The 23,685-nt window shown below is 69.1% G+C and carries 30 protein-coding genes and 2 pseudogenes; 11 read left to right on the top strand and 21 right to left on the bottom strand.

Going from position 1 to position 23,685, the window contains the following annotated elements:
* Position 1 precedes the first annotated feature (1 nt).
* The 4 genes from EF387_RS12160 to EF387_RS12175 form a co-directional block, all read right to left on the bottom strand.
* Positions 2 to 1,132 carry an NAD(P)/FAD-dependent oxidoreductase gene (locus tag EF387_RS12160; RefSeq protein ID WP_128376507.1) on the bottom strand — a complete coding sequence of 377 codons (1,131 nt, stop codon included), beginning with the start codon at positions 1,130 to 1,132 and terminating at the stop codon, positions 2 to 4.
* Complete coding sequence (locus EF387_RS12165) at positions 1,129 to 1,323, bottom strand: ferredoxin (protein ID WP_128376508.1); 195 nt, start codon at positions 1,321 to 1,323, stop codon at positions 1,129 to 1,131. The genes EF387_RS12160 and EF387_RS12165 overlap by 4 nt, the downstream gene beginning before the upstream one ends.
* Before the next feature lies 1 nt (position 1,324).
* Complete coding sequence (locus tag EF387_RS12170) at positions 1,325 to 1,588, bottom strand: hypothetical protein (protein WP_238431466.1); 264 nt, start codon at positions 1,586 to 1,588, stop codon at positions 1,325 to 1,327.
* Between the two features lie 204 nt (positions 1,589 to 1,792).
* Positions 1,793 to 2,440 carry a TetR/AcrR family transcriptional regulator gene (locus EF387_RS12175; RefSeq protein WP_128376509.1) on the bottom strand — a complete coding sequence of 216 codons (648 nt, stop codon included), beginning with the start codon at positions 2,438 to 2,440 and terminating at the stop codon, positions 1,793 to 1,795.
* A gap of 180 nt (positions 2,441 to 2,620) precedes the next feature.
* Here EF387_RS12175 and mhpA point away from each other — a divergent pair, with 180 nt between their 5' ends.
* Together mhpA and EF387_RS12185 are read left to right on the top strand one after the other, a co-directional pair.
* Positions 2,621 to 4,177: a bifunctional 3-(3-hydroxy-phenyl)propionate/3-hydroxycinnamic acid hydroxylase MhpA gene (mhpA, locus tag EF387_RS12180; RefSeq protein ID WP_128376510.1), complete on the top strand. Its 1,557-nt coding sequence runs from the start codon at positions 2,621 to 2,623 to the stop codon at positions 4,175 to 4,177.
* The gene (locus tag EF387_RS12185; RefSeq protein ID WP_128376511.1) at positions 4,174 to 5,268 is read left to right on the top strand and encodes an alpha/beta hydrolase family protein; all 1,095 of its coding nucleotides are present in this window, start codon (positions 4,174 to 4,176) and stop codon (positions 5,266 to 5,268) included. Before mhpA ends, EF387_RS12185 begins: the two co-directional genes overlap by 4 nt.
* 146 nt (positions 5,269 to 5,414) lie before the next feature.
* On the opposite strand, the gene EF387_RS48235 is transcribed toward EF387_RS12185, so the two are convergent.
* Positions 5,415 to 6,059, bottom strand: a complete 645-nt coding sequence (locus EF387_RS48235; protein ID WP_338058106.1) for an aldehyde dehydrogenase family protein — start codon at positions 6,057 to 6,059, stop codon at positions 5,415 to 5,417.
* A 116-nt stretch (positions 6,060 to 6,175) separates the two neighbouring features.
* On the opposite strand from EF387_RS48235, the gene EF387_RS12200 reads away from it, so the two are divergent.
* Complete coding sequence (locus EF387_RS12200) at positions 6,176 to 6,418, top strand: DUF5302 domain-containing protein (protein ID WP_128376512.1); 243 nt, start codon at positions 6,176 to 6,178, stop codon at positions 6,416 to 6,418.
* A gap of 856 nt (positions 6,419 to 7,274) precedes the next feature.
* On the top strand, positions 7,275 to 8,123 hold the full coding sequence (locus tag EF387_RS12210; RefSeq protein WP_128376514.1) for a pentapeptide repeat-containing protein: 849 nt from the start codon (positions 7,275 to 7,277) through the stop codon (positions 8,121 to 8,123).
* On the opposite strand, the gene EF387_RS12215 is transcribed toward EF387_RS12210, so the two are convergent.
* The 4 genes and pseudogenes from EF387_RS12215 to EF387_RS12230 form a co-directional block, all read right to left on the bottom strand.
* A complete protein-coding gene (locus EF387_RS12215; protein ID WP_128376515.1) occupies positions 8,117 to 8,350 on the bottom strand; it encodes a hypothetical protein in 234 nt (77 codons plus the stop codon). The genes EF387_RS12210 and EF387_RS12215 overlap by 7 nt on opposite strands.
* Before the next feature lie 13 nt (positions 8,351 to 8,363).
* A pseudogene (locus EF387_RS49965) lies at positions 8,364 to 8,483 on the bottom strand (alpha/beta fold hydrolase); the annotation flags it as partial.
* 17 nt (positions 8,484 to 8,500) lie between these two features.
* Entirely contained in the window at positions 8,501 to 8,782 is a 282-nt protein-coding gene (locus EF387_RS12225; protein ID WP_128376517.1) for an alpha/beta fold hydrolase, read from the bottom strand.
* A gap of 413 nt (positions 8,783 to 9,195) precedes the next feature.
* Complete coding sequence (locus EF387_RS12230; protein WP_128376518.1) at positions 9,196 to 9,558, bottom strand: P-loop NTPase family protein; 363 nt, start codon at positions 9,556 to 9,558, stop codon at positions 9,196 to 9,198.
* 130 nt (positions 9,559 to 9,688) lie between these two features.
* Between EF387_RS12230 and EF387_RS12235 the strand changes: the two genes are divergently transcribed.
* Positions 9,689 to 10,729, top strand: coding sequence for an LLM class F420-dependent oxidoreductase (locus EF387_RS12235; protein WP_128376619.1), 1,041 nt, complete (start codon positions 9,689 to 9,691; stop codon positions 10,727 to 10,729).
* A gap of 25 nt (positions 10,730 to 10,754) precedes the next feature.
* On the opposite strand, the gene EF387_RS47420 is transcribed toward EF387_RS12235, so the two are convergent.
* Both EF387_RS47420 and EF387_RS49970 read right to left on the bottom strand, forming a co-directional pair.
* Positions 10,755 to 11,141, bottom strand: a complete 387-nt coding sequence (locus tag EF387_RS47420) for a CoA transferase (protein ID WP_274388934.1) — start codon at positions 11,139 to 11,141, stop codon at positions 10,755 to 10,757.
* 11 nt (positions 11,142 to 11,152) lie between these two features.
* A pseudogene (locus tag EF387_RS49970) lies at positions 11,153 to 11,596 on the bottom strand (hypothetical protein); the annotation flags it as partial.
* Between EF387_RS49970 and EF387_RS12245 the strand changes: the two are divergent.
* From EF387_RS12245 to EF387_RS12255, 4 genes are all read left to right on the top strand, one after another.
* Entirely contained in the window at positions 11,480 to 12,145 is a 666-nt protein-coding gene (locus EF387_RS12245; protein ID WP_128376519.1) for a TetR/AcrR family transcriptional regulator, read from the top strand. The pseudogene EF387_RS49970 and the gene EF387_RS12245 sit on opposite strands and share 117 nt — an antisense overlap.
* A gap of 209 nt (positions 12,146 to 12,354) precedes the next feature.
* Positions 12,355 to 12,612: an acyl-CoA dehydrogenase family protein gene (locus tag EF387_RS48240; protein WP_238431467.1), complete on the top strand. Its 258-nt coding sequence runs from the start codon at positions 12,355 to 12,357 to the stop codon at positions 12,610 to 12,612.
* Positions 12,612 to 12,836, top strand: a complete 225-nt coding sequence (locus EF387_RS48245; RefSeq protein ID WP_238431468.1) for a hypothetical protein — start codon at positions 12,612 to 12,614, stop codon at positions 12,834 to 12,836. Before EF387_RS48240 ends, EF387_RS48245 begins: the two co-directional genes overlap by 1 nt.
* 70 nt (positions 12,837 to 12,906) lie before the next feature.
* Positions 12,907 to 13,326, top strand: a complete 420-nt coding sequence (locus EF387_RS12255) for a hypothetical protein (RefSeq protein ID WP_128376520.1) — start codon at positions 12,907 to 12,909, stop codon at positions 13,324 to 13,326.
* Between the two features lie 393 nt (positions 13,327 to 13,719).
* On the opposite strand, the gene EF387_RS12260 is transcribed toward EF387_RS12255, so the two are convergent.
* From EF387_RS12260 to EF387_RS12275, 4 genes are all read right to left on the bottom strand, one after another.
* Positions 13,720 to 14,430 (bottom strand): GntR family transcriptional regulator, encoded by a 711-nt coding sequence (locus EF387_RS12260; RefSeq protein ID WP_128376521.1) that lies wholly within the window; start codon positions 14,428 to 14,430, stop codon positions 13,720 to 13,722.
* On the bottom strand, positions 14,315 to 14,965 hold the full coding sequence (locus tag EF387_RS12265) for a serine/threonine-protein kinase (RefSeq protein ID WP_420802560.1): 651 nt from the start codon (positions 14,963 to 14,965) through the stop codon (positions 14,315 to 14,317). Before EF387_RS12265 ends, EF387_RS12260 begins: the two co-directional genes overlap by 116 nt.
* A 653-nt stretch (positions 14,966 to 15,618) precedes the next feature.
* Positions 15,619 to 17,265, bottom strand: a complete 1,647-nt coding sequence (locus tag EF387_RS12270; protein ID WP_128376522.1) for an AMP-binding protein — start codon at positions 17,263 to 17,265, stop codon at positions 15,619 to 15,621.
* Positions 17,266 to 17,273: 8 nt separating this feature from the next.
* Positions 17,274 to 18,233 carry a cyclase family protein gene (locus tag EF387_RS12275; RefSeq protein WP_128376523.1) on the bottom strand — a complete coding sequence of 320 codons (960 nt, stop codon included), beginning with the start codon at positions 18,231 to 18,233 and terminating at the stop codon, positions 17,274 to 17,276.
* A 216-nt stretch (positions 18,234 to 18,449) separates the two neighbouring features.
* Here EF387_RS12275 and EF387_RS12280 point away from each other — a divergent pair, with 216 nt between their 5' ends.
* Both EF387_RS12280 and EF387_RS47080 read left to right on the top strand, forming a co-directional pair.
* On the top strand, positions 18,450 to 19,388 hold the full coding sequence (locus tag EF387_RS12280) for a helix-turn-helix domain-containing protein (RefSeq protein ID WP_162467123.1): 939 nt from the start codon (positions 18,450 to 18,452) through the stop codon (positions 19,386 to 19,388).
* A gap of 281 nt (positions 19,389 to 19,669) precedes the next feature.
* Positions 19,670 to 19,915 (top strand): hypothetical protein, encoded by a 246-nt coding sequence (locus EF387_RS47080; protein WP_162467110.1) that lies wholly within the window; start codon positions 19,670 to 19,672, stop codon positions 19,913 to 19,915.
* A 190-nt stretch (positions 19,916 to 20,105) separates the two neighbouring features.
* On the opposite strand, the gene EF387_RS12285 is transcribed toward EF387_RS47080, so the two are convergent.
* From EF387_RS12285 to EF387_RS12310, 6 genes are all read right to left on the bottom strand, one after another.
* Positions 20,106 to 20,663: an AMP-binding protein gene (locus EF387_RS12285; RefSeq protein WP_202918214.1), complete on the bottom strand. Its 558-nt coding sequence runs from the start codon at positions 20,661 to 20,663 to the stop codon at positions 20,106 to 20,108.
* 101 nt (positions 20,664 to 20,764) lie between these two features.
* A complete protein-coding gene (oxdA, locus tag EF387_RS12290; protein WP_128376525.1) occupies positions 20,765 to 21,826 on the bottom strand; it encodes an aliphatic aldoxime dehydratase in 1,062 nt (353 codons plus the stop codon).
* A 61-nt stretch (positions 21,827 to 21,887) separates the two neighbouring features.
* Positions 21,888 to 22,295 (bottom strand): (2Fe-2S) ferredoxin domain-containing protein, encoded by a 408-nt coding sequence (locus EF387_RS12295; protein WP_202918215.1) that lies wholly within the window; start codon positions 22,293 to 22,295, stop codon positions 21,888 to 21,890.
* 7 nt (positions 22,296 to 22,302) lie between these two features.
* Positions 22,303 to 23,070 carry a CbtA family protein gene (locus tag EF387_RS12300; protein WP_128376526.1) on the bottom strand — a complete coding sequence of 256 codons (768 nt, stop codon included), beginning with the start codon at positions 23,068 to 23,070 and terminating at the stop codon, positions 22,303 to 22,305.
* 15 nt (positions 23,071 to 23,085) lie between these two features.
* The gene (locus EF387_RS12305) at positions 23,086 to 23,283 is read right to left on the bottom strand and encodes a CbtB domain-containing protein (RefSeq protein ID WP_128376527.1); all 198 of its coding nucleotides are present in this window, start codon (positions 23,281 to 23,283) and stop codon (positions 23,086 to 23,088) included.
* Between the two features lie 18 nt (positions 23,284 to 23,301).
* Entirely contained in the window at positions 23,302 to 23,658 is a 357-nt protein-coding gene (locus EF387_RS12310; RefSeq protein ID WP_128376528.1) for a nitrile hydratase accessory protein, read from the bottom strand.
* Positions 23,659 to 23,685 lie beyond the last annotated feature (27 nt).

Consider the following 23,685-nt stretch of genomic DNA (forward strand, 5'->3'; position numbering starts at 1 on the left):
CTTACGTGCGGGCTGGGGCAGGGGCGGGTATTCCGGCGCCGAGCCGCTTGAGTTTGATGACGGGGAGGCGGTGATTGACGGCGACGGCTGTGGCTGAGCCCCCTTCGTCGTGCCATCGAAGGAGCATGCTGCGGTCGTTCACCGATCCGGCGAGGATGTCGGGGGTCCCCGTGAGCGGCAGTTCGCCGCTGATCTTGATGTCGAGTCCGCACTGCTCGGTCCAGAAGTACGGGTCCGGTCGGTAGGGCCGCGCCGACGCGCCCTGCAACAGGCCGGCCGCGGCCGCCCGGCCCTGCTCGACAGCGTTGGTCCAGTGAGGGGTTCGGCGTCCCTGCCGTGACACGACGTCCCCGGCGGCGACCACGCCGGGAGCGACGCGGCAGCAAGCGTCGGCGATCAGGCCGCCACCGGCGTCCAGGGGCAGGCCCGAGTCCCTGAGCCAGTCGGTGTTCGGTACATCGCCCACCGCGCACACGATCACGTCGGCCTCCAGGACCGACTCGCCGCAGCGCACGCGGTGGTCGCCCATCACGGTGACGCCGTCCGGCGCGACGCGGATCCGTATGCCGTGGTCACGCGCGGCCGCGACGGCGAGATCGGCCAGCCACGGCCCGAGCAGCCTGAGCAGCGGCGGGACGACGTCGACCACGGTGACCTCCAGGCCAAGTGCGCGGCAGGTCGAGGCGACCTCCATGCCGAGGAAGCCGCCGCCCAGCACGATCGCGCTGCGGGCGGTGGCCAGCCGGTCGGCGAGGGCCTCGGCGTCGTCCAGAGTGCGCACCACCAGGTCGGCGTCGCCGGTCAGGCGGCGTGCCCGGGCCCCGCTGGCGACGACCAGCCCGTCGTACGGCACCTCGGTGCCATCGGCCAGCGTCACCGCACGGCCGCGGGCGTCCAGCCGTACGGCCCGTGTCCCGGTACGGAGCTCGATGTCCTCGCCCGGCGCGGGAAGCAGGGCGGATTCCGCGGGTTCCCGGCCGGCGAGGACTCCCTTGGACAGCGGGACGCGAGAGTAGGGCTGGTGAGGTTCTTCGGACAGGACGGTCACTCGTCCGTCGAAGCCCCCGGCCCGCAGGCTCTCCGACGCCGTCAGCGCGGCGATGGATCCGCCGACGACAACGATCCGCCTCACGGCTCAACCTTCAGCGCCGCGACGGGGCACACCCGCACGGCGGCGGCGACGGCCCTCTCGTCCTTCGGGGTCACCTCCTCGTGGGTGAGGTGCAGCTCGCCTTCGTCGTCGAGCCGGAAGACCTCGGGCGCGGTCTGCTCACACAGGCCGTGTCCCTCGCAACGGTCGAAGTCCACCAGGATCCTGGACATCTCACTGCCCTTCCGTGCGTACCGTGACGGGCAGCGAAGCCATGCCCCGGACGGCGTTGTTGAGCCGGTCGGCCAGAGCCGCGCGGCCGTGGTCGTATCGGGGAAGGCCCCAGGCGCCGTAGGCGGTCAGCCGTACCGCGCGGTCGGCTTCCCGGAGTTGGGGGAGCGCGGGGTGGCGGTCGTGCAGCACGTCGGAGGTGAACAGGTTCACGTCGGAGGCGAACAGGTCGACGTCGGAGGTGGGCAGAGGCAAGGTCGCATGCATCGACAACTCTCCTTCGAGTTGCTCGGGCCACGACGGGGATCCGGAGTCGGGAGAGGGCCTGAGCCGTCGGCACGAGGGTGTGGGAAGAGAAGAGAGCGAACGGGCGTGTGAACCAACACTCACACTGTGGGGAGCATGAGCTCACAACCATTCGTGTCGCGTCAAGCCCCCGCGCGCACTTGCGCGCAACGGCGAGCCAGGATGTCAGCGGCCGTCCGGGGTGGCGAGGAGGTAGGAGATGACCGCGGTCTGGAGGTGACTGCGCAGTTCGTTCCAGGGCAGCGGGCGGTCGGACTCGAGGAACTCGCCCTGGGTGACGCGGTGCGCAATCGCGGCGTAGACCAGGCGGAAGGCGAAGTCCAGCGCGGCCGCGGGATCCCGGTGCGCGACGGGGATGTGACGCAGAGCCTCGGCGAAGTTGCGGTTGCCCTCGACGCTGACGCGCGAGCCCTCGACCCGTACCGCTTCGTGCCGGGTGCCGAGCAGCAGGAAGACACGGAGCAGGCCCTCGTGGGCGTGGAAGGCGTCGGTGATCGCGCCGACCGCCTCGGCGATCGCCACGGCCGGATCGCGCAGGAGCCGCAATCGCTCCGGGGACATGCGCTGCGTGATCTCGGCTTGGAGGTTCTCGGTGAAGGCATGCTGGATGGCCAGCAGGAGTCCTTCCTTGTCGCCGAACCGGCGGTAGATGCTGCCGACCGCCATGCCGGCCCGCTCGGCGACCGCGGCCACGGTCAGCGCGTCCGCTCCGCCCTCTTCGAGCAGTGCGTACCCGGCCCGCATGAGGTCCTGCTGCGAACGGCGACTGCCTTCCCGGAGGGCGGCAGGCCTGCGGGTGGGGGACTCGGTCATCTGCGCAGTTTACAGACCAGGCTCTTGACGTCCGTGTTGCCGGCATGTGAATCTCGCTTCACACAAAATGTGAATCTAAATTCACACGAAGTGTGGCGTGCATCGCGCGGTCGAGCCGCCCCCTCTCCGTTCCCACCACCACCCCTCGCGATGGCGCGGGGCTGCCTCTGGAGGTGTCTGATGGCTCCGCACTACGACATCGCCGTCGTCGGCTACGGTCCGACCGGACTCGCCGCGGCCTCTCTGCTCGGTCGGCTCGGTCATCGGGTGGTGGTCTGCGAGCGCTGGGCGGCGCTTTACGGGCTGCCCAGGCTCACCCACATCGACGACGAGACCGCGCGTACCGTCCAGGCGGCGGGCGATGTCGAGGAGGCGCTGCGGGACTCGTCCCTGTGCGAGTACCTGTGGGTCAACGGCAAGGGCGAGACGCTGGTGCGCATCCCGGCGAACCCGGACGGTCCGATGGGATATCCGGACCACATGGCCATGTACCAGCCGGACGTGGAGAGCGCGATCGACAAGCGTTTGCGGGGTTACGGCACGGTCGACGTCCGCCAGGGCTGGGCGGTCACCGACCTCGACCAGGACGCCGACGGTGTCACCCTGCGCCTGTGCGGCTGGAACGCCGAGACACACTGTGCGGATGGTCCGCGCGACGAGGTCCGGGCCCGCTATGTGATCGCCGCCGACGGCAGCCGCAGCTGGGTGCGGGAACTGCTCGGGGTTGAGCGTGAGGACTTCGGGTTCAACGAGAGTTGGGTCAACATCGACACCGAGTGGCTGCGCCCCCAGCCACCGGAGTTCGCCTACGGCACCCAGTACTGCGATCCCGCGCGCGGGCACATGACCATCAACATCGGCACAACCCGCCAGCGCTTCGAGTTCGCCGTGCTGCCGGGGGAGACCCGCGAGGAGATGACCGCGCCGGAGACGGGCTGGCGGCTGCTGCGCGACTACCACGACCTGGGCCCGGACGACGTACGGATCACCCGTCAGCTCGTCTACGTCTTCGAGGCCCGCATCGCCACCCGCTGGCGCACCGGCAGGGTCTTCCTGGCCGGCGACGCCGCCCACACCATGCCCCCTTACCTCGGCCAGGGCGCGTGCAGCGGCATCCGCGACGCCACCAACCTCGCCTGGAAACTCCACCTCGTCCTCGGTGGCCTGGCGCCCGAGGCTCTGCTGGACACCTACGAGAGCGAGCGCCGACCGCACGTCACCGCCCTCACCCACATGGCGATCGGCCTCGGCAGGGTCGCCAACACCCACGACGTCGAGGCCGCGGCAGCCCGGGACGCCGCCTTCTTCGCGGGCAAGGTGCCCCCGCCGCCACCGTTCCCGCCCCTTGCCGACGGGGTGCTCAGACCGGACGCGGACGCGCCCATCGGCACCCTCACCCCCCAGGGTCGCCTCCGCCTCGCCGACGGCCGCACGGGACGCTTCGACGACCTGACCGGATACGGCTTCGCCCTGGTCACCGCCGAAGATCCCACCGCCGCCCTCGGCCCCGACCGGCTCGCCAGGCTGACGCGCCTGGGCTGCACCGTGGTCGCCCTCGACACCGTCGACGACCTCGACGGGCGGCACCGGGAGTACCTCCAGCGGCTCGGCGCGGTCGCCTATCTGGCGCGCCCGGACTTCGTGCTGTTCGGCGCGGCGGCCGACGCCGCGGACCTCGGCGCGCTCGTGGACGACCTGGACGACGCACTGTCCGGCACGGCCAAGGCGGTCGTATGACGGCCGCGGTCCCCGGGACGGCCTCCATGCCGCCGCTGGTGGCGGCCCAGCACCGGGCCATGCCCTTCACACGGCTCACCGACTGCGGCATGGACCCGGCCGACGCCCGCCGCCTGCTTGCCGACACCGCGGCCGGGACACCGTGGCAGGACGCCGCCGCGGCCATCGCACAGACGCAACTGGAACGGGCCCGCGTGGCGGAGGAGTCGGGGCACCGCACGACCGCCCGGCAGGCGTACCGATACGCCTCCGCGGCGTGGATGTTCGCGCAGATGGCTTACCAGACCGACACCGCGGAGAAGCGGGGTTTGTACGCCCGGCACACCGCCGCGACCGCCGCCCTCGCACCCGCCGTGGAGCGCGTGGAGATCCCGCATCACGACGGGCGGCTCCGCGGCTGGCTGTGCCTGCCGCCGACCGACGAGGCTCAGGCCACCGTCATCGTCTGGGGCGGGCTCAGCGGCTGGGGCGCCGCATACCTGCCCGTCGCCGACGCCTATACCGCACGTGGTCTGGCCTGCCTGCTCGCGGAAGGTCCGGGGCAGGGCGAGTCGCGGCTGCGTCACGGACTGTACGTCGACGAGCGGGTCACCGAGGGCTTCGCCCGCTTCGTCGACCTGGTCGAGTGTGACCCCCGCCTCGGCGGCGCGATCGGGGTGCAGGGCGTCAGCTTCGGCGGCCTGTTCGCCGCCCACCTGGCCGCCGCCGATCCGCGCGTCGGCGCGGTGGTGGTCAACGGCGCACCGGCCGCGCCCACGGTCCCCGAATTCCGCACCGCCCGCGAGCAGATGGCCGCCGTGGTCGGCACCGACGATCCGGACCGGGTGGCCGAGGTCATGGACGTCCTGCGCTTCGACCCGGACAAGCACCGCATCGCCTGCCCGCTGCTCCTGCTGCACGGCGGCCAGGACCCCCTGGCCCGCTACGAGGACCAGGAGCCCTTCCTGCGTGCCGCCGACCCCGCCGCCGCGACCGTCCGCATCTGGCCCGACGGCGAGCACACCCTCTACAACCACGCGGCCGAACGCGACGCGCTCACCGGCGACTGGTTCACCGACCACCTCACCGGCCAGGGCACCGCGAAAGGCTAGGAACATCGAACCCACGATCCAGGAGTGGGAGGCCGCGATCGGTTTCCTCACCGCCGTCGGCCACATGTGCGACGACACGCGCCACTTGAGCTCCAGGAATTCGTCGAGGCCGTGGATGGAGCCTTCGCGGCTCAGGGGTCCTTGCACTATGCCCGCCCGGGTCGCGCGGCCTGGCACCGCTCCCCCAAGCTCTCGGCTGCGCTCGAGCAGGGGGCACCCCCATCCAGGGCTCTCCGGCGCCTTGCGATGCACGGCACCAGACCACGCGACCTCATCGGACGCTCATAGTGCAAGGACCCCTTATGCCGACTGCTCGACGCCTCCGAAGGGGGCGTCTCGTTGGAGATCAGACCGGTGTTGATGCCGACCATGCCTGCCTCCAGGGCGGCGACGACGCGCCAGACGCGCTCGGCGTCCTTGGCGAACAGGTAGGCGGCGAGGCCGCATTCCGTGTCGTTGACCATGCGGGTCGCATCGGTCTCGTCGGTGAACCGGACCAGTGGGGTCACCGGGCCGCAGGTCTCCTCGCGAGTGACGGCCATCTCGGCGGTGACGCCGGTCAGGACGGTCGGCTCGTAGAAGAGACCACCGCGTGCGTGGCGCCTGCCGCCCTTCAGGACGTTACGTGACGCGGTTGGCGCTGAGGCAGGCCGGCGCCCGGAGCTTGTCCCCGAGGGGCCTCCGCAAGCCGGGGCCCGTCGCCACAGCGCGCGACCACCGGGCAACGCATGGCAGATCGCCCGGAACGGAACGCTCCCACACTTCTCGGCCACATGCGTCTCGGCTGCCACGCGTCGGCTAAGCCATCGTCCGCGGGAGCGATGCGGTAAGCACGACGGTCGTGGGCCTCATGCGGTTCCCCGGCGTGACAAGCTGTGCTTTCCACTGCCGAACCCAGGAGGTCACCATGGCCGCAGAATCCGCATCACAGGAAGGTTCGGAGTCCGCTGACGTCGAGAGCCCTGTCATTTCGCCCGACGATGACGGCCGGTACGACCTGAAGCGCAAGTTTCGCGAGGCCCTGGCGCGCAAGCGCGGTATGCAGGCGGACGCCGCCGAGATCGCTGCGAGCACCGATGCGTCAAAGGTCCGCGGCGCGCACGGTCCGGCTGCGAACCAGCGGTCGTTCCGACGTAAGAGCGGCGGTTGAGCCCAAGACGGCCGCTTGATGGGATGCGGCAGGACACGGCCCGGCAGCCATGCCAATGACTTGGGCCGGTTCTGCCGGGCGACGAGGAAAAGGTTTCGTTCAGGCGGTGCCCAGCGGCTGGACATACCGGGATGCCTGTTCAACCGCTGCGAGCTGTTTGGGTACCACAGGCGATGAGCGCCCGCGAACGCGCCCTTGGCGGGCGGTTCAGCTCCAGGTGCCCGCCGGTGGCGAAGCCGCCAGGGGCTTCGCCTGGCGGACAGCCGGACGCTGGGGAGTGGGCGGCGGGCTCGTAGGAGGGTGGACGTCTCCACGGTCGGCTCCGCCCGTATCGTGTACGAGGCGGTCCGCGGGGTGCGGCGGCAGGGAGGACGGGGTCATGACCATGTGCAAGAAATGCGGTGTGCGAAAGCGCCGTTGGTCCCGTTCCTGCACCCGGTGCCGTTCGGAGTCGGGCCGGGCGTCCTCCGACGTGGCCGTGGCCGCCGCCGACGTGGCTGTGGAGTACGGACTGCTTGGGTGGATCAGGCGAGGAGTCACGGGAGTTGTCCGGCTGGTGATGCGTACGCTCGACTGATTCGTTGCGCCCTTCCCCTCTCACGGTGGGCGTCGAGCCGCATGGAGGTTCAGCAGGTTCTGTGGCCCGGGCCGCCGAGGTATTGGCGTGTGACATCGCAGGCGCAGGCGCCGCCGACATGTCGCTGGTGGCTTGCGCGATCGGTGAACCACGACCCGGACACGTGCTTCCCGGTCCTGCGCGAGACGGGCTGCCCGCGCGGGCCGTGAACTGCCGCGCGCATCCGTACCGAGGCATGTCGTCTTCACAGGGATACGCGACCAGAGTCAGGAGATACAGGTGAACACTTGGCAGCCTTCGTCGTCAGTCGTGCCTTCCTGGCCCCGCTGCGGGCACGGCGCCGATACCGCGACGGGCCCCCTGGGCTGCCCCGGCATCCTGGTTCCCGGCCACGCCGTGTGCCTGGCGCACCTGAGCGGCACCGCCCGCGACGCCTACCTCGCCAGTGTGGGCCCCGGTGCCGACATCGACCTTCGCGGGACGCCCGTGACGGGAGAACTCCTCGCCGACCTCCGCAACGCCGCGGTCGACTTCGACGCCGGGGAGGTCAACTTCGGTGCCGTCCGGTTCGATGGGGCGCGGTTCTCCGGGGACGCCGACTTTGGTGAGATACGGTTCTCCGGCCCCGCCCGGTTCGACGGGGCACGCTTTCCCGAAGACGCCACCTTCGTCGACGCCAAGTTCACCGGAGGGGGCGCCTGGTTCGACGGGGCGACGTTCACCGGCGACGCGTGGTTCGACAGGGCGCGGTTCTCCTGTGATGCATCGTTCGAGGAGGCGCTGTTCTCGGGTGATGCCTCGTTCGAGGATGTGCGGATCTTCGGCACCGCCAAGTTCAGCGGGACGCGGTTCACTTGCGACGCCTGGTTCGGCGGCGCGCGGTTCGGCGGCGATGCCGATTTCAGCGGGGCGCGGTTCTCCTGCGACGCTTTGTTCGGCGAGAGCTGGTTCCGCGGTACCGCCCGGTTCGACGAAGTGCGGTTCTCCCGCGAGGTGATCTTCGGTAGAGCGCGGTTGTCCAGCGAGCCCGACTTCGGCAAAGCGGAGTTCGCGAGCGACCCCGACTTCGACGAAGCGGAGATCTCCAGCGGCATCGAGTTCGACGAGACCGAGTTCTCCTGTCAGTAGGCGTCGGGCTTGAGGTGCTGAGGCGATATCCGAAGTAACAGCACCTCGCCGCCGTCCGGCACGTCGGGCGTCAGCAGTGCGATCGCGGCATCGGCGACGACGAGGTCGACGTCACCGTAGAACGCGTTCCTGAGTTGCTCGCGATACCCGGGCTCCGCGGAGGCGATGTCGAGCCTCAGCGCACCGATGGCGGCGGGTCCGCTCGGAGCGAGGTGCGACGAGGTCACCGGCGTCCTCGGGCACGCGGACATAAGCGAGCGCAGGTACTCCCGAGGCGGGCATGAACGCGGTCACGTACACAGCATGGGCGACCAACTGCGGCGCTTGTTGGGCGACTCGGGTAAGGACCGTGCCGCCCATGCTGTGGGCCACCACGGTCACAGGGCCACCACACCGACCTGTTTGATCTGCGAGACCAGCAGGTCAGCAGCTTGGCCGAGGTCGACTCCGGCCACGGGCGAGGCCTCGGCGGCGATCGCTTGCGGGACGAACGGCCGTGCGTTGACCGACTGGGGGCGCTGAGCCCGTAGACCGTGCCCGACCATGTCGACAGCGGCAGTGGCGCGGCCGGTACTCGCAATGTGGGCGATGACTTCGCTCCAGCACCAGGAGCCGTGCCAGTAACCATGCAGGAAGAGGAGGGGCGTGGACGTACTCATGGGGGCCCTTGTGGCTAATAGTGTGCTGACGGAACGCGCCGTTCGCGACGGCGTTTTGTGATGCGCTGGAGGTCACCGTGGGCAGCGGCCCGGCCGGGGTGTCGGGCCGCGAGGGCAGGCCGCCGAAGTGCCGGTGGTGCCCGACCGCGACCGATGATGTGGCCCTCGGCCAAGGGGCAGGCCGAGTGCACCGCGCCGGGGCCACGGTGAACGAGGATCGAGCTACCGCGCCCGCAGGCTCCCGAACGCCACGGTGCCCCCGTCGACAACGAGGCGGGGCGCGCTCGTCCGTGCCCGGGTCAGTCCGGGCACGGTGTCAGCCGGGCACGGTCCCGCGGGCCCTGCGGCTCTCGCGGATTCCATAGCTGTGCGACAGCCCCTCCGTCGGGCCGCCCATTGCCACCCGGCCGAGTTCAAGGGCGTAAATGGCTCTCGTACTGACCGCTTGCGGTGGGGGTGAGTCCTCCTCTTCGCAGATGATCGACGGTCGGGTCGCCGAACACGTGCCGCCCATTGGGCACCTGTGTCGGCCCGCAGGCCAAGGCCGCCGCCGGATCGGCCCCATCGATCCGCCGGCCCAGGAAATTGATCGACCCTGCGCCGATCGCAACGCCGTGCAGTGGATGGCCGCCGGAAACAGCGCACTGCGGTGTCCTGCCCGCACCGCTGGTGCCCAGGAGCGCCACCGCACCCGACTCGGTGGCCAAGAGGTCCGTCCTGCGCAGGGCCGGCTCCCGCGTGCCGTACCGGGCGACGAGCCCTTCGTTGCCGTACATCCAGCCTCCCGACAGTGCCGTCCGGTAAACGTCTCTGCTATGTTGCCGAATCCGTTATCGATCGTTCGTTAAGTGGCGGTAATCTATCTGGGTGACCGTCGTCACGAGCGTCAAGACATCGGAGGTCGGCATGCGGATCGGCACGACGCTGAGTTACAGCGGCAGTTTCATGGAGGCGGCGGCCGGTCTGAGGGACCTCGAGGCCGCCGGAGTCGAGATCGCGTTCGTGGCGGAAGCGTATTCGTTCGACGCTGTGAGTCAGCTGGGGTATCTGGCCGCGGTGACCGATCGGATGCACCTCGCCTCGGCCATCCTGCCCATCTACACGCGCACACCGTCGCTGATCGCGATGACCGCGGCCGGTTTGGACTACGTGTCGGGCGGCCGGTTCACCCTCGGACTTGGCGCCTCCGGGCCGCAGGTGGTTGAAGGGTTCCACGGCGTGCCGTACGACGCGCCGATCGCCCGCACCCGCGAGGTCGTGGAGATCTGCCGCCGGGTGTGGAGCCGCGAGTCGGTCGTGCACTCCGGCCGCCACTACCGGCTCCCGTTGCCCGCCGAGCAGGGCACCGGGCTCGGCAAGCCACTGAAGCTCATCAACCACCCGGTGCGCGACCGCATCCCGATCATGCTCGCCGCCATAGGCCCCAAGAACGTGGAACTCGCCGCCGAGGTAGCCGAGGGGTGGCTGCCGATCTTCGTGCACCCCGCGATGCTGGGCGAGGTGTGGGGCCCCTCGCTCGCTGCCGGCAAGGCCCGCCGCTCCCCGAGCCTCGGCCCGCTGGACATCGTGGTCACCATGAACCTGGCCATCGGTGACGACGTGGATCACCTGCTCGACCGGGGCCGCCGGCAACTCGCGCTGTACATCGGCGGGATGGGTGCCCGGGGAAAGAACTTTTACAACAACCTGGCCCGGCGGTATGGCTACGAGCGCGAGGCCGAGCTGATCCAGGATCTCTACCTCTCCGGACGGAAGCAGGAGGCGGAAGCCGCTGTGCCGGCGGATCTGTTGCGCGCCACCTCGCTGGTCGGGCCCAAGGGCTACGTGGTCGAGCGGCTGGCAGAGCTGGCCGCCTGCGGGGTCACCACGGTCAGCGTCAAGCCGCTGGCGGACACCCATGCGGAACGGGTCGCCATTGTCGAGCAACTGCGTGACCTGATGCCGTGACGCGTCCGAGCAACGCCCCCAGCGCTCAAGCCGGTCCGGACAAAGGGCTCTCGGTGCAATCGACCACGCCGTTCACGCCGGAGCCTCGTCGCCGGTGGTGAACTCCGCCCTGATCGTCGCGTTGTGCCGGCCGAGTGCGGGTACCGGTCCCATCACCGGTTCCCGGCCGGCCACCTCGACCGGTGCGAGCAGCGCGGATGGGGCCCGCGGGTGTTTCGACCTCACGCCAGCGATCCCGCGCACGCAGTCGCGGGAGCCGGGTGAACTCCTCGGGGGTGCGCAGCCGGGCGTTGGCGATACCGGCCCGCTCGAGCAGGTCCATGACCTTCTCGGCGGTGAGCGTGACGAAGGCGTCCTCGACGATCGGGGTGAGCGCGTCGTTGTTGTCCACACGGTCGGTGTTGGAGCGCAACAGCGCGGGTCGTTGACGAGTTCGGGACGCCGCAGCACCTCACAGCACAGCACGCTCCACTCGCGGTCGCTCTGCACGCCGAGAAAGACGGTGCCGTCACCGATCCGGTAGGGGCCGTAGCGCGCTGTCGAGGGCTGCCGCGCTCCGGTCTGGAGAACCCGGCCTTCGCGGGGGCCTCCGCGGTTCCGGTGGACATCACCAGTCCGGTCTCGCACTGCACCAGCAGGTCGTAGGAGCTCCTGGAGCGGTAGGGCGGACAGAGGCAGTGGGTTGCAGTGGGTCCGCTCCCGCTCCAGCACGGTTATCGAACGTTCGTTGAGCTGGCGTAGGCTGATGGAATGGCGAAACGCAATACGACGAAGGCGACAGCCGACCGGTCCAGCGCCACCCGCGGCAACGGGCTGACAGCGATCATGCAGTCGGCCCGGGACATCTTCGCAGAGCGCGGCTACCACGGCGCGTCGATCCGTGACATCGCCAAGGGTGCCGGGCTGAGCCTGTCGGTCCTGTACTACTACCACTCGGGCAAGCAGGAACTGCTCCACGCGCTGCTCGAGGACGCCTTGGCGGACTACCTGCGCGGCTGCGAGCAGGAGCTGGCGAAGGCCGGTGACGATCCCGTGGCGCGGCTGTCCGCCTTCGTCCGCGCCACCGTGGACTACCGGGTCCGCCGCCAGGTGGAGAGCAACCTCTCCCTGCGCGAGATCCGACACCTCGACCCGGAGCTGCTGGAGCAGTTCGTCGAGCAACGCGACGCGGTACCGCGGCTGCTGCGGCAGGTCATCGACGACGGCGTGGCCCGAGGCGTCTTCGGCACGCCGTACCCGGACGAGGCGCAGCGCGCCATCCTGGCGATGTGCAACGCGATCGCGCAGTGGTACCAGCCGTCCGGGCCGCTGGGCGTCGACGAGCTCGTGGAGCGCTACGTCCAGCTCGCGCTCGCCGTCGTCGGGCACCAGCCGGCGGCGCCTGCGACCCGGGCCCGGCGGTCCGGCTCCCGGTAGACGGCGCCCGCGGGGGCGGCCATTCACGCACTGGACCGCCGCCACTCATCCGCCCTGAACTTAACGATCGCTCGACAAGTTGCCGCCGCGCTGGCGGCCTCGACGAATGAGGGCGCCATGCGACGCACGGTCCTCAACGAGGGTCACGCCGCGTTCCGTTCGACCGTCCGTGACTTCCTCGCCCGTGCGGTCGTCCAGGTCATTCCCGAGTGGGAAAAGGCCGAGCACCGCCGCGCGAGTTCTACCGGTCCGCGGGCATGCTCGGCCTGCAGGTGCCCGAGGTATACGGCGGCGGTGGGCAGGCCGACTGCAGGTTCAACGCCGTGCTCAACGAGGAGTTGGCGCGTGCGGGACTCGGGTTGGGCACGGTGCGCGTGCACGACGACGTCGTCCTGCCATACCTGATCCGCTACGCGGACGAGCCGCCGCGGCGGCGGTGGCTGCCGGCGTGGCCACCGGCGAGCTGATGACCGCGATCGCGATGACCGAACCCGGCACAGGATCGGACCTCGCGGGTAACGCCACCACCGCGGTGCACGATCGCGACAAACGAGGTGTTCCCGGCCCTGAGCGACAAGTGGTGTCGGATCCCGTCGACAAGACCAAGCGGACCACCGTCGCCCTCGGCATGCCCGACCTCGGCCGTGTCACCGGCCGCACCGTCACAAGTAGTGGATGGGGGAGCGTGTGATGCCAGGACTCACTCGAAGGCGATCAAGTCGCCGATTCCGTCAGCCAGAAGTCTTTGCGACGATCAGTTCATGATTCGAGGACGCATCATCGCTGAAAGCCTGCGAGCCGGCGCGGACATTCAGATGGCGGAGCTCAGACTTGTCCGTGTCGGCCGCCACGACGTGTCCGCGTCGACTCTGCCGGCAGACGAACGCTCCGGTCGCAATGACCAGCACGGCGCTGTCGACGATCAGCCACCCACCTGGACATTCGTCGACTTCGAAGGCCCGGACTACCTCGCCGACGACCTTGCTCAGGCCCTCGCGGATGCCCTCGAAACAAACCTTGGCTGGTGGGCCGACTTCACCGTCAACGACACTGACCACGTGATCGTGTTCGCCGGACGCTACTTCCGCTACGGCATAGGCGACGAAGCAGGCAGAGCCGAGGCAGTCGCATGGGGCCGAACTGCTGGAACACCGGAGCACCAACTCGACTGGGGTCCGTAACAGCCGCACCCGGCACTGGATTCGAGCAGTACGCCACCTTCGCTGCCTTCGACACCGGCAGCAGATCACTGCCGCTCCCGGCAGTACCGCCGGCCCATGCCACCAGTCGCCCCACTCTCGATCACCCGCCCGGCCGGACGTCACGGCCAAGGGTTTCAAACACCTCCCTGGTTCGAGAATGCGAAGCACACCCGAACTGGGCACTTATCACCATGATGACCCGGCGCCTGACCCACAAGAACCCCCGGACGAGCCAGTGGCCACGGAAGGCACCGGCCACGGAAGGCACCGGTCACCGGCTGATGATGGTCGTTCTACTCGTTGGGCCCCAACACGTCGTCCGCCCTGCGCTGGTGCTCAGGTGCAGACGTCCAGCCAGGTCGGCGAGGCGCATCAGGCGTCGTTTGCGGGTTCCTGGTGGGTGCAGCCGGTCAAGTCGGCCGCGGTCTGGGTGAGGTGCTGGGTCAGTACCTCGGCCGCGGTGTCGGCGTCACGGGCCAGCGCCGCCTCCTCCAGCCGGCGGTGCTCGCCAACGGCGTCCCGGTCAGGGTTGTGGTGCGCCGACCAGCGGCGAGCCAGTTCGCTCGCGGTCCACGTCCGGTCGAAGGTCTCCAGGAGGATGGGGTTGCCGCAGCCCTCCAGCAGTGTGCGGTGGAAACCCCGGTGGGCTTCGGACCATGCGCCGCTGTAGTACGCGCCCTCCTCCGGCACGTACGCCGGGGTGCGGGCCAGACGGTGGTGGGCGGCTCGTACGCGGGCCTCCCAGTCGACGTCGCCGCGCTCGATGGAAAGGCGCAGCACGACCGGTTCGATGGTCCTGCGGGCCTCCGCGATGTCCTGCCAGCGGCGGTCGGAGAAGGCCGGGACGGCGAAGCCGCGGTTGGGCAGCCGGTCGGCGAGGCCCTCGCCGACCAGCCGCACGAGCGCCTCACGTACGACGGCCAGGCTGACGCCCTGTTCCTTGGCGAGGTCCTGCGGTTTGAGGGGGTCACTGGGGGCGTGCTTCCCGCGCATGATTGCGTCCCGCAGGTGCGCGTACACCTGCTCGGAGAGCCACTGATTCGGGAGCACCGCTGCCGAAGGGCAGGCGGCCGGTCGCCGCATAGGCCACGAGCGCGCCCCAGGCGAAGAGATCGCCCTCTGCTGCGGCGATGCCGCTGTGGTAGTGCTCGGGGCCGATCCAGCCAGGGGTGCCGGTCAGAACGCCGGTGCGTGTGATGCTGGTGCCGTCGGCGGCGTGCGCGATGCCGAAGTCCAGCACCCGGGGGCCGGCAGGAGTCAGCAGCACGTTCTGCGGTTTGACGTCCCGGTGCACCACGCCGGCGGGACGGATTGCCGCAAGGGCTTGCGCAGTGCCGGTGGCGAAGGCGTACAGGGTGCCGCCGGTCAATGGGCCACAGGCTGCCAGATGCTCGGCCAGGGTGAGGCCCAGGGCGTACTCGGTCGCCAGCCAGGGGGCGTCGGCATCGGCGTCCGCCGCCAGGAGCAGCAGCAGGAACGGTCCCCGTACTCGGGCTGAGAGACGAACCTCGCGGCGAAAGCGGGCCCGGAATTCCGGGTCGCCGGCCTGAATGGGATGGATCACCGTCACCGCTACCCGTTGCCCGCTGTCGGTGAGCGCGGCGTACACGATTCCCATGCCGCCGGCACCGAGCCGGCCCACCCCGCGGTAGGGGCCGATGCGGGAAGGGTCACCGGGGTGAGCGGGATGGATCCCCCCGCCGGAACCAGCAGTGCTCACAGATTGTCCGGTCGATCAGTGCGGGGAGGCGTGTGAGGAAGGTTGGCATCTGTCCTGCGTCTCTATCAGTAGGGGCCTGCCCGTCGTCTCTACGGATGGATGGCATCGGAAGTGAACCAGCCGTGTGCAGTGGTCCCCGCCTCTACAGACAGATCATCGAGGAAGACCATGGCCAGGCCGTCCTCGGCTCAATGAGCAGTTGAACGCGTGGTCTTCTGCACGGAGTCGCCGAACGTGCCCACGACGCATGCTTTCTGCCCCGTCCCCGCCAAGTGGTTCAGCAGCAGGTCACCGTGATGTCACGCGTTGTCTGCTGTCTGCGGCCTCGGCGGCGAGCAGCCGGGTTCGGGTGGTGTCCAAATGGGCGATCGCGGTGCCGTCTGAACCAGTGCGTGAGAAGAACCGTGCGTGTCGCTCCCGGTCTGCGTCTCTGCGGTGCTCGCCGCGGTGCTTGCGTGAGGCTGTAACTCCGGGATCCGTGGCATGCGTTGCTTGAATGCCCGGTACCGGTCGGGCGTCCGGTGGCGCGCCCGGCCGGAACCAAGGGCATGTCAGCCCCGCAACTCGCGACGCAGGATCTTGCCGGTCACCGTTTTCGGCAGGTCGTCGAGGAACTCGACCTGGCGCGGGTACTTGTACGCCGCCATCCGCTCCTTGCAGTGCCGGATGAGTTCGTCCGACGTGCAGGAGTGGCCGGCCTTGAGGCTGACGTACGCCTTTACCGTCTCGCCGCGCTTGTCGTCAGGGACGCCGACGACGGCCGCCTCCCGCACCGCGGGGTGCTCGGCAAGCACGTCCTCGACCTCACGAGGCCATACCTTGTAGCCCGAGGCGTTGATCATGTCCTTCTTGCGGTCGACGATGAAGATCCAGCCCTGCTCGTTCATGAAGCCGACATCGCCGCTCTTGAGCGTGCCACCGGGCAGACCTGCCGCGGTCTCCTCGGGCTTGCCCCAGTAGCCGGCGACGACCTGCGGCCCTTCGGCAACGATCTCGCCGATCTCGCCGAGCGGGAGGTCGTTGCCCTCGTCGTCCTGGATCCGCACGATCGTCGATGGCACGGGGACGCCTACCGAGAGCGCGCCCGAGCTCGGGTCGACCGGGGGACCGGCGCCGAAAGGGGTCGCGGTCATCGGGCTGGTCGTCTCGGTGAGGCCGTAGGCGTTGTGCACCTGGAGCCCGGTCGCGGCCCGGAACGCCTTCTCCGCGCTGGGTGAGATCGCGGCTCCGCCGGAGTAGACCGAGGTGAACGAGCTGAACTTCTCCCGGGCGAAGTCCGGGTGACTGAGCAGCGCGTTCAGCGCCGCGATCGCCCCGATCGTGTAAGTCGGCCGGTGCTCGACGAACGCATCGAGCACCACGCCAGGTTCGAAGCGGTAGGCGAGCACGAGTGGCATCGGAGCCAGGAAGCTGATCGCGACGTGCCCGATCAACCCGGTGATGTGGAACAGCGGCGCGATCCCGAACACCTCACCACCCGGTCGGAAGCGGATGAAGTCCCGGTACACCGTGGCGGTGAACACCACATTCCGGTGCACGTTCACCGCACCCTTCGGAACCCCGGTTGTGCCGGAGGTGTAGGTGAGGAACGCGACGTCGTCCGGCCCGAGCTCCACCGGAGGCGGGGTGTTCCCCCGGTGCCCGGCGATGAACTCCATCAGGTCCCGGGTCCCCTCGTGGCGCTGCCGGGTCACGCCGGAGAACAGCCGGGCGTCGTCGCGGGTTTGATACTCCAGCTCGCTGGTGGTCAACACGACCTCGACCGGACTGGCCGGTACGACGTCCCGACCCACCTCGCCGTACAGGCTCTCCGAACACACCAGGACCTTGGCCCCGGAGTCCTCGAGGAGATAGGTGAGTTCGCGAGCCCGGCTCATCGGGTTGATGGAGACCAGCATCCCGCCGGCCTTCCACGCCGCGAGCATGCAGACCAGGAACTGGGGCACGTTCTGCAGGTAGACCGCGAGCCGGTCACCGCGGCCGAACCCGAGTTCACGCAGTCCGCCGGCGAGCGCATCGCTCTGGGCATCCAGCTCCGCCCGGGTCACGACGCCGTCGAAGTAGCGGATCGCGACGCCGTCCGGGTCGGCCGCCAAGCCGGCCCGGAACATCTCCAACGCATTGGTGTGCTCGAGGGAGAACTCCTCGGGCTGGTCCCCGTACAGGGCGAGCCAGGGGCGCTGATCGTAGACAGACATCGTCGGCCCTACTTCACGACGATGGGGTTGACCGGCGCGCCACTGCCCTTGGCTATCTTCAGCGGAGCCGCGGCGTAGAAGAACTCATACGTGCGGTCCTCGGCGCAGTCCGCGGCGAGCGCCTCGAGGTCGGTGATCTCGGTGAAGGTCACCCCCAGATTGCGCATCAAGGCGCTGTGCAGCGGCAGCACCACGCCGTTGTTCGGGTCGGCGGTCACCTCGTTGGCGATCGTGTCGGTGACCAGGTTCGGGATCTCCATCTCGGCGAACCACTCGACGAGTTCGGGGCTGTAGACGAGGCCGGGCTCGCAGAAGCCGTCGTAGAACCTGTCGCCCAACTCGAAGAACAGCTGAAGGTAGTTGGTGCGGATCAGCAGGATGTCGCGTTTGCGGAGCTCGACGCCCTGGTGGTCCGCGCAGGCGAGCAGGTCCTCGTGGGTGAAGGTCTCGGCGGTTTCGAGGTTCTTCTTGCCACGAAGCCGCGCCATGTCGAGAAGCACGCCGCGGCCGACGACACCGCGCTGGGCGATCGGCTCGACGCTGGCCTTGTCCATGCCCCCCACAGTGGTACGGGCGTCGTACCCGTTCCAGATCTTGCCGCCGTACCAGACGTGACCCAGGGCGTCGTACTGCGTCGAGCCCTGCAGGAAGGCGTCGATCTTGTCATCGGCGTAGTGCAACCCGCCCGGGTACTGCGGCGCGTCCTCTCTGTCCCAGGTGGCCTCGTCCATGATCTGGGTGCGGACCGCGGGGGTCCGGCCCGGCCACACAGGGTCGCCCTTCGGGTCACCGATCAGCCGCTGGATCGTGAAGACCTTGCCCGAGCGGATCAGCGCCGCGGCAGCGACGACCTGCTCGGGGCCGAGGTAGTTCAGGCCACCCACCTCGTCGTCGGGACCCCACTTGCCCCAGTTGCTGGGCGCTTTGGCCAGCAACTCGTCCAGGCTGGGGACGGCGTTCTGGGACATGGTTCCTCCTGGTCACACAGGCGTTGCCGGGATGTGCGACGCCTCCGCGACACTTCCCTGCGCGAGTGAACGGCGTCACATCGGAAGTGAAACCCGCCCAACTGGTCCAGGTCGCGCGCCGAGGCGCACAGTTGTGTCGTCAATCCGCACAAACCGGCCCCTCGCCGACTGCCGTTTGCCGGCCCTATGCTCGGGCGCGAGAGAGGGCGAGCCTCGATGTATCAGATCGATGGCCTGGTCACCGGCGACCAGGCGAGCGCAGGTGTCACCGCGCAGGATGCGTGGCGGGACTGGTGCAGCGACGTGCACGGTGAATTCGGCATCGACTTCTACGCCGAGTCCTACCGGGGTCGCGTGATGCGACAGCGCACGTCGACGTACCAGCTCGTGTCGTGGACCGGTGAGTCCGAGTACGTACGTCGCGAGGCGCGCGGGATCCGCCGCGATCCGCGCGGGCACTACGAGCTCTTCGTCCCGCTGCGAGACCAGTTGCACGTCGGCAGCGACTCCGTGGACCGAGCACTCCAGGTCGGGGAAATGGCGCTGGTGCCGATCGACGCGCCGTTCCATGTCGCGCACGCCGATGGAGCAGCCGCGCTCACGCTTCTCATCCCGTTCGAGCGGGTCGATCAGCGTCTCGGTCTCATCTCGCCGCGTGGGCAGCGGATCGTCGGGCACAAGGGCCTGCCGGGGGTGACCCGTGATCTGCTGGTCAGCCTCATCCGGGAGCGCGACAATCTCTCCGGCGCCGACTTCGACTCGGTGTGCGACCGGATCGTCGACCTGTTCTGCCTCGCCGCCGCCGGCGACCAACAGATGCCGTCCTCGAGCGGCGGCACGGCGGTTCTCGACGCGGTACGCCGATACGTGCGCGAACACGTCACCGACCCCGACCTCTCCGTGGCCGCGATGTCCTCAGCGATCGGCTGGTCATCCCGCTACATCCAGGCTGTGCTCGCCCGGGAAGGCACCACCGCCACAGAGCTGATCCGGCGCGAGCGGCTCGACCTCGCCCGCACCAGACTGAGCTGCCCGGCATTCGCCTCGCACAGCATCGCCGATGTGGCCGCGTCGGTCGGCTTCAGCTCCCCCAGCGCCTTCAGCAGCGCGTTCCGGCAGCACTTCGGGATCGCACCGCGCGAAGTGCGCCGGTAGCCCCGACTCTCGGCGCGGGCGTCGGTGCCTGCCGCCGGGTCGCTGCGCAGTTCTCGGCGATCATCACCGCAGCGCTGGAAAGGTCCGCCAGGGGTTCTGTTCGGGGTGTGGCCGCGGTCAGGGTCCTGGCCGCGGCGTCGTAGGTCAGCAGGATCTGCCGGCTGCGGAGGTGGGCGATTGCCTGGGTCGGTGTGGGTGGCGCCGTGTCCCAGCTCACGGCCGCAGTCGGCCCGGGGCCGGTTGTGCGGCGCGCCCACGACGCCGCCGGGCAAGGGGAGACCTTGCTGCGTACTGCGGCCGAGACCGGCGCGTACGCCACCGTCTGGTCCGTGCTCGAAGTCGTCCTGCCCCACCTTGCTGGGCGACCCGGTGGTCCGGGGCACCGGAGCGCTGCTCGCCCGCGGTGTCGACTGCGCCTCCCGCTGCGCGGCGAAGGGCGAGATGCCGAGGTCACCGCGGCCGCCGCGCGTACCGGCTGGAGCCAGGTGGTGAAGGACGCGAGACTGCTGCGCGACGTGCTGGGCTGAGCGGCCCTGCCTTGCGGTCTCTCCGTGCCGATGGCGGGGGAGTGGGGCCGTATTCGAGAGGTGGCCGATCGGGTAGGAGATGTGGGTGTGCTCCACAAGCTTGGGCCGGGTGGTCGTGCCGGAAGTGAAGTAGAGGAGGAGACGGTCCGTACTCGCGTTGCCCGGGTGAGTATTGGCCGCACGTGCTGCATCACAGGCCATGTCGTGGGCGTCGGCATAGCGGAGCCAGCCGTCCGGCCGAGCCTTGTCCCCGACAGCGAACCGGAGATAGTCGCCAGGGACGCCCTCGAACTTGTGCCCATCGGCCGGATTGCAGATGACCGCGCGAGCCGAGCTGCTTCAAGGCGATCGATGAGGTCGAGGTGCCGACGGCAGTGGTCGTCGGCATGATAACGGCCCCCAGTCGAATGAGTGCCAGCATGCTCTCCCGCAGCTCGACCTGATTGCCGAGCATCACAACGACGCTGTCTCCGCGGCGTACGCCCTGTGCCGCCAGGTAGACAGCCACCTTGTCGGAGCGATAGGCCATGTCGTGGAGCGTGTAGGACGCTGTCGAGCCGTGCTCCTCAGCCAGCACGAGGGCCGGCCGCTGGTTGCCACGCGCAATGGCGTCGAACCAGTCGAAGGCGAAATTGAAGGCCGGGCCGACGTCGGGCCAATGGAAACTCGTCGCCACCTCGTCGTAGGCAGTGCGCACGTGCAGCAGGTGGTCACGGGCTTCACGGAGGGCGGCGGTGGCGTTGGTCATGGGGCTCTTCGTTCGTCCTGGATCGAAGAGAGTTGGCGGTCGGTTGCCGAGCCGAGCGCGGGCTCCGCACAGCAACCGACCGGGGATGAGGAGAGTGGTCCTCAGACACTCGCCGGCACCACCGCGTCCCGCATCATCCCGGTGAGCGGGTGGCAGTTGATGTACTCGAAGAGCTGGTCCTTGCCATCGGAGACCGAGACCTCGTGGTAGAGGCGAAGCTTCTCCAGACCGGCCACGACCTTGAAGAACGTGACGAAGATGCGCAGGTGCGTCGGGTGGGACTCTGCCCACCGCTCGAGTTGGTCCAGGGACCGCCAGTGCCCGATGTCGTAGCTCTCGTCGAGTTCGTTGCCGTCGAGGTCGATGCTGCGGACGAAGCGGTTGCTGTAGCAGCCGACCGTCTCGCCGTTGTCGCGCAGGAAGTCCATACCGGCTTCCAGGCTCGGCAGGATCTCGTCGAGGTAGAGGTTCCGCTCGGCCTCGCCTGCGGCGCGCCAGTCCTGGCCCGACCGGATCAGGGCGATGTTGTCGTGGCCTCGAACGATCACACGGCCACCCTGGGACGGGTCACCCGAGATGATGGCGAGCCCGTCGTCGGGCTGCATCCAGTCGGTCTGCGAGAGCGGAATGCGGTCACGCATCGAGCCCCAATACCCGTGCTCGCTGATCTCACCACTGCACGTGCCCATCACACCACCGATACCGGGGAAGTCCTCGGTGAAGGCGTAGAGCGTCTCGAACTGGTCGACGCGTGGCGCGACGATCTCGCGGAAGTAGCCGAGACCCTCGGTGAGGCGCTCGTCGGAGCTCCACCAGCCGTTGACCTCATCCGAGCGCAGCCAACGGCAGTACGCCGCCGGGTCCGCCCAGTAAGCGACGACCATCAGGTTGTGGTGGTTCTGGTTGTCGACGTGGTCGGTCAGGTCGTGATGGATCGGCCCGTCGGCCAGGGCGAAGCTTTCAACGATGTGCCGCAGTGCCGCGAGCGCCTTCGGCCGCTGCGAGTCCTCGGCGTACTGAACACCGAAGTAGGCCATGACGACCTGCTGGAGCGACTGGTCCGCGCGTGCGACGAACATCGGGAAGGGCGGCTGGTAGTCGTCAGCGACGCGCCGTGACAGCGTGCGCGGGCACCGGAGGTGGGTGTCGATCGCGGATTCCATGAGTTCCTTCTTCAAGTGGGCGAACAGCGAAAGGGGTACTGGTGGCCTTGGCGGCCACCGGTCACCAGCCGGCGAGGGGCGAGCGGTGGGCAGCGGACTGAGGGTTGGCGTCGCCGAGGTCGTCGGGCGGCTCGGCAATCCCGGGCCCGCCTCGGCGGACCCACTCGGCGATCACGCGGGCTCGCTCAAGCGTGTTGACCTTCTGGATCCACACCGGTCGGGCGCCCGCGCGTCGTGCGTCCGGAGACGGGTTGACGACAACGACGTTGGAGAGTGCGCACTGCCACAGGCAGTCGGTGCTCACCAGCTCGGTGCCGCTCCCGCTCTCGTGCGCCAGGATCTCGGCAATGCCGTCGTGATCCACATCAGGGTGCTTGCGCCGGGTGCCGCAGCAGCAACCCCGACACATCCTGATCCGCAGGCCCTGGCCGGGGCGAGGCTCCGTCTTCGCGGCTGACGTCGCGGTCACGTTCGCCTCACCCGGAGGCGAACTGAGCGGAAGGCAGGGCACCGACCCCCCTCCGGGCACGAGCAACGGCCTGCGAGAGGTACCCGAAGACACCGCCCATGACCAGCCACATCACACCCATCTGGGCAAGGGAGCCGACCCTGAAGTTCCAGATCAACCGAGCGGGCACGTCGGAGGGAATCGGGTCGGCAACGTCAGGGATCACCCAGACCAGAACGATCGAACCAACGAGGGCGAGCGCCGTGGCGGCGACGACCCTAAGCCCAGGCTCGAAACGCTTCACCCGTGCCAAGGCGGTCACCGCTGCCGTGAGCACGATCGCGCAGAAGATCGTTCCGATGTAAGTCACGGTCCGGGCATTGACGGTGGCCGGGTCACCGACCGCCGGCGGATTGGCCGGGATGACGAGCGCCGGTGCGAGGGTGCACGCGGCGAACCCGAGGCCGGCGAGAGCAATCGCCGAACCGGCGGCAGAGCGCCCCGGCACTCGATCACCGAGGAAACGACGGACCAGCGCGAAGGCGATACCGATCAGGGTTCCGACGACCAGAACGGTGAGCAGTCCGAACCCGACCTGCTCCGCCCTGGAGACGACCACGTCGGACGTGTGACCGTGATCGGCGTGATCCGTCGCCGACTTGGCGTCCTCGATCGCGATCGCAGCGCGGATGGACGGCTCGACGAGCCAATACTGAACAGCGGCACCGGCACCGCCGGCCACGGCGCCCGCCAGGGTGCCGTAGCCGATGGTGCGGCCTACGGTCATCACGGCCATGGGAGTCGACCTCCCTCAGTGGCACGGCACGCCGAGAGCGTGACGCGCGTCGTGCGTGGCCTCGTGCAGGTAGTGCGCAGCCCCGGACGGGATGAGAAGTCCGTTCTCCTGCAGGAGGAAGAGGACGGTCAGCAGGGCGAACACGGCGAGCGTGATGCTGAGGACGGTGGTCACGACGGGCTCGTTCGCGACCGCGGTATTGCTGTGTGCCATGTCGGCGACTCCTTCAGGTCAGACCCCTGCCGGGGTGGCGGGGAAGATGGCGATCGGCTCGGTGTGGGCCTCGTGGTGGTTGCGGTTGGGCGGCTCGGCCAGGACCTGAACGACCCGTTGGCCGAGGTTGGACCTGGCCATGACGCCGTGCTGGGACATGACGTCCTCGAGCGCCGTCACCCAGTGCTCGTAGTACGACCACTTCGCACCGCTCTCAGCCGCAGTGGTCTCCCACTCCTGGATCGAGGAGATCAACGCACCCTGGAATTCGGACCAGTCGAACTTCAACGACTTGTGGGCAGCGACCGCCATCGCGAAGGCGCGGATCTCCCACGGGAACTCGAAGCCCAGCTCGCTCGGATCAGCGACGGGCATCCCGCAGAGGAGCTCCTCGACCTCGCG

The sequence above is a fragment of the Streptomyces cavernae genome (assembly GCF_004023625.1).
Taxonomy (GTDB): Bacteria; Actinomycetota; Actinomycetes; order Streptomycetales; family Streptomycetaceae; genus Streptomyces; species Streptomyces cavernae.

What these genes read in the sequence shown, in the direction of transcription:
- EF387_RS12225 (WP_128376517.1), bottom strand. Translation starts at nt 8,782, where the DNA reads ATGAGTACGTCCACGCCCCTCCTCTTCCTGCATGGTTACTGGCACGGC.
- EF387_RS12310 (WP_128376528.1), bottom strand. Translation starts at nt 23,658, where the DNA reads ATGCCCGTCGCTGATCCGAGCGAGCTGGGCTTCGAGTTCCCGTGGGAG.
- EF387_RS12300 (WP_128376526.1), bottom strand. Translation starts at nt 23,070, where the DNA reads ATGGCCGTGATGACCGTAGGCCGCACCATCGGCTACGGCACCCTGGCG.
- EF387_RS12270 (WP_128376522.1), bottom strand. Translation starts at nt 17,265, where the DNA reads ATGTCTGTCTACGATCAGCGCCCCTGGCTCGCCCTGTACGGGGACCAG.
- EF387_RS12200 (WP_128376512.1), top strand. Translation starts at nt 6,176, where the DNA reads ATGGCCGCAGAATCCGCATCACAGGAAGGTTCGGAGTCCGCTGACGTC.
- EF387_RS12185 (WP_128376511.1), top strand. Translation starts at nt 4,174, where the DNA reads ATGACGGCCGCGGTCCCCGGGACGGCCTCCATGCCGCCGCTGGTGGCG.
- EF387_RS12260 (WP_128376521.1), bottom strand. Translation starts at nt 14,430, where the DNA reads ATGCGGCGACCGGCCGCCTGCCCTTCGGCAGCGGTGCTCCCGAATCAG.
- EF387_RS48245 (WP_238431468.1), top strand. Translation starts at nt 12,612, where the DNA reads ATGACCGCGATCGCGATGACCGAACCCGGCACAGGATCGGACCTCGCG.
- EF387_RS12175 (WP_128376509.1), bottom strand. Translation starts at nt 2,440, where the DNA reads ATGACCGAGTCCCCCACCCGCAGGCCTGCCGCCCTCCGGGAAGGCAGT.
- EF387_RS12245 (WP_128376519.1), top strand. Translation starts at nt 11,480, where the DNA reads ATGGCGAAACGCAATACGACGAAGGCGACAGCCGACCGGTCCAGCGCC.
- EF387_RS12305 (WP_128376527.1), bottom strand. Translation starts at nt 23,283, where the DNA reads ATGGCACACAGCAATACCGCGGTCGCGAACGAGCCCGTCGTGACCACC.
- EF387_RS12255 (WP_128376520.1), top strand. Translation starts at nt 12,907, where the DNA reads ATGATTCGAGGACGCATCATCGCTGAAAGCCTGCGAGCCGGCGCGGAC.
- EF387_RS12285 (WP_202918214.1), bottom strand. Translation starts at nt 20,663, where the DNA reads ATGACCAACGCCACCGCCGCCCTCCGTGAAGCCCGTGACCACCTGCTG.
- EF387_RS12230 (WP_128376518.1), bottom strand. Translation starts at nt 9,558, where the DNA reads ATGTACGGCAACGAAGGGCTCGTCGCCCGGTACGGCACGCGGGAGCCG.
- mhpA (WP_128376510.1), top strand. Translation starts at nt 2,621, where the DNA reads ATGGCTCCGCACTACGACATCGCCGTCGTCGGCTACGGTCCGACCGGA.
- EF387_RS12280 (WP_162467123.1), top strand. Translation starts at nt 18,450, where the DNA reads ATGTATCAGATCGATGGCCTGGTCACCGGCGACCAGGCGAGCGCAGGT.
- EF387_RS12165 (WP_128376508.1), bottom strand. Translation starts at nt 1,323, where the DNA reads ATGTCCAGGATCCTGGTGGACTTCGACCGTTGCGAGGGACACGGCCTG.
- EF387_RS12275 (WP_128376523.1), bottom strand. Translation starts at nt 18,233, where the DNA reads ATGTCCCAGAACGCCGTCCCCAGCCTGGACGAGTTGCTGGCCAAAGCG.
- oxdA (WP_128376525.1), bottom strand. Translation starts at nt 21,826, where the DNA reads ATGGAATCCGCGATCGACACCCACCTCCGGTGCCCGCGCACGCTGTCA.
- EF387_RS12170 (WP_238431466.1), bottom strand. Translation starts at nt 1,588, where the DNA reads ATGCATGCGACCTTGCCTCTGCCCACCTCCGACGTCGACCTGTTCGCC.
- EF387_RS12265 (WP_420802560.1), bottom strand. Translation starts at nt 14,965, where the DNA reads ATGGGAATCGTGTACGCCGCGCTCACCGACAGCGGGCAACGGGTAGCG.
- EF387_RS12235 (WP_128376619.1), top strand. Translation starts at nt 9,689, where the DNA reads ATGCGGATCGGCACGACGCTGAGTTACAGCGGCAGTTTCATGGAGGCG.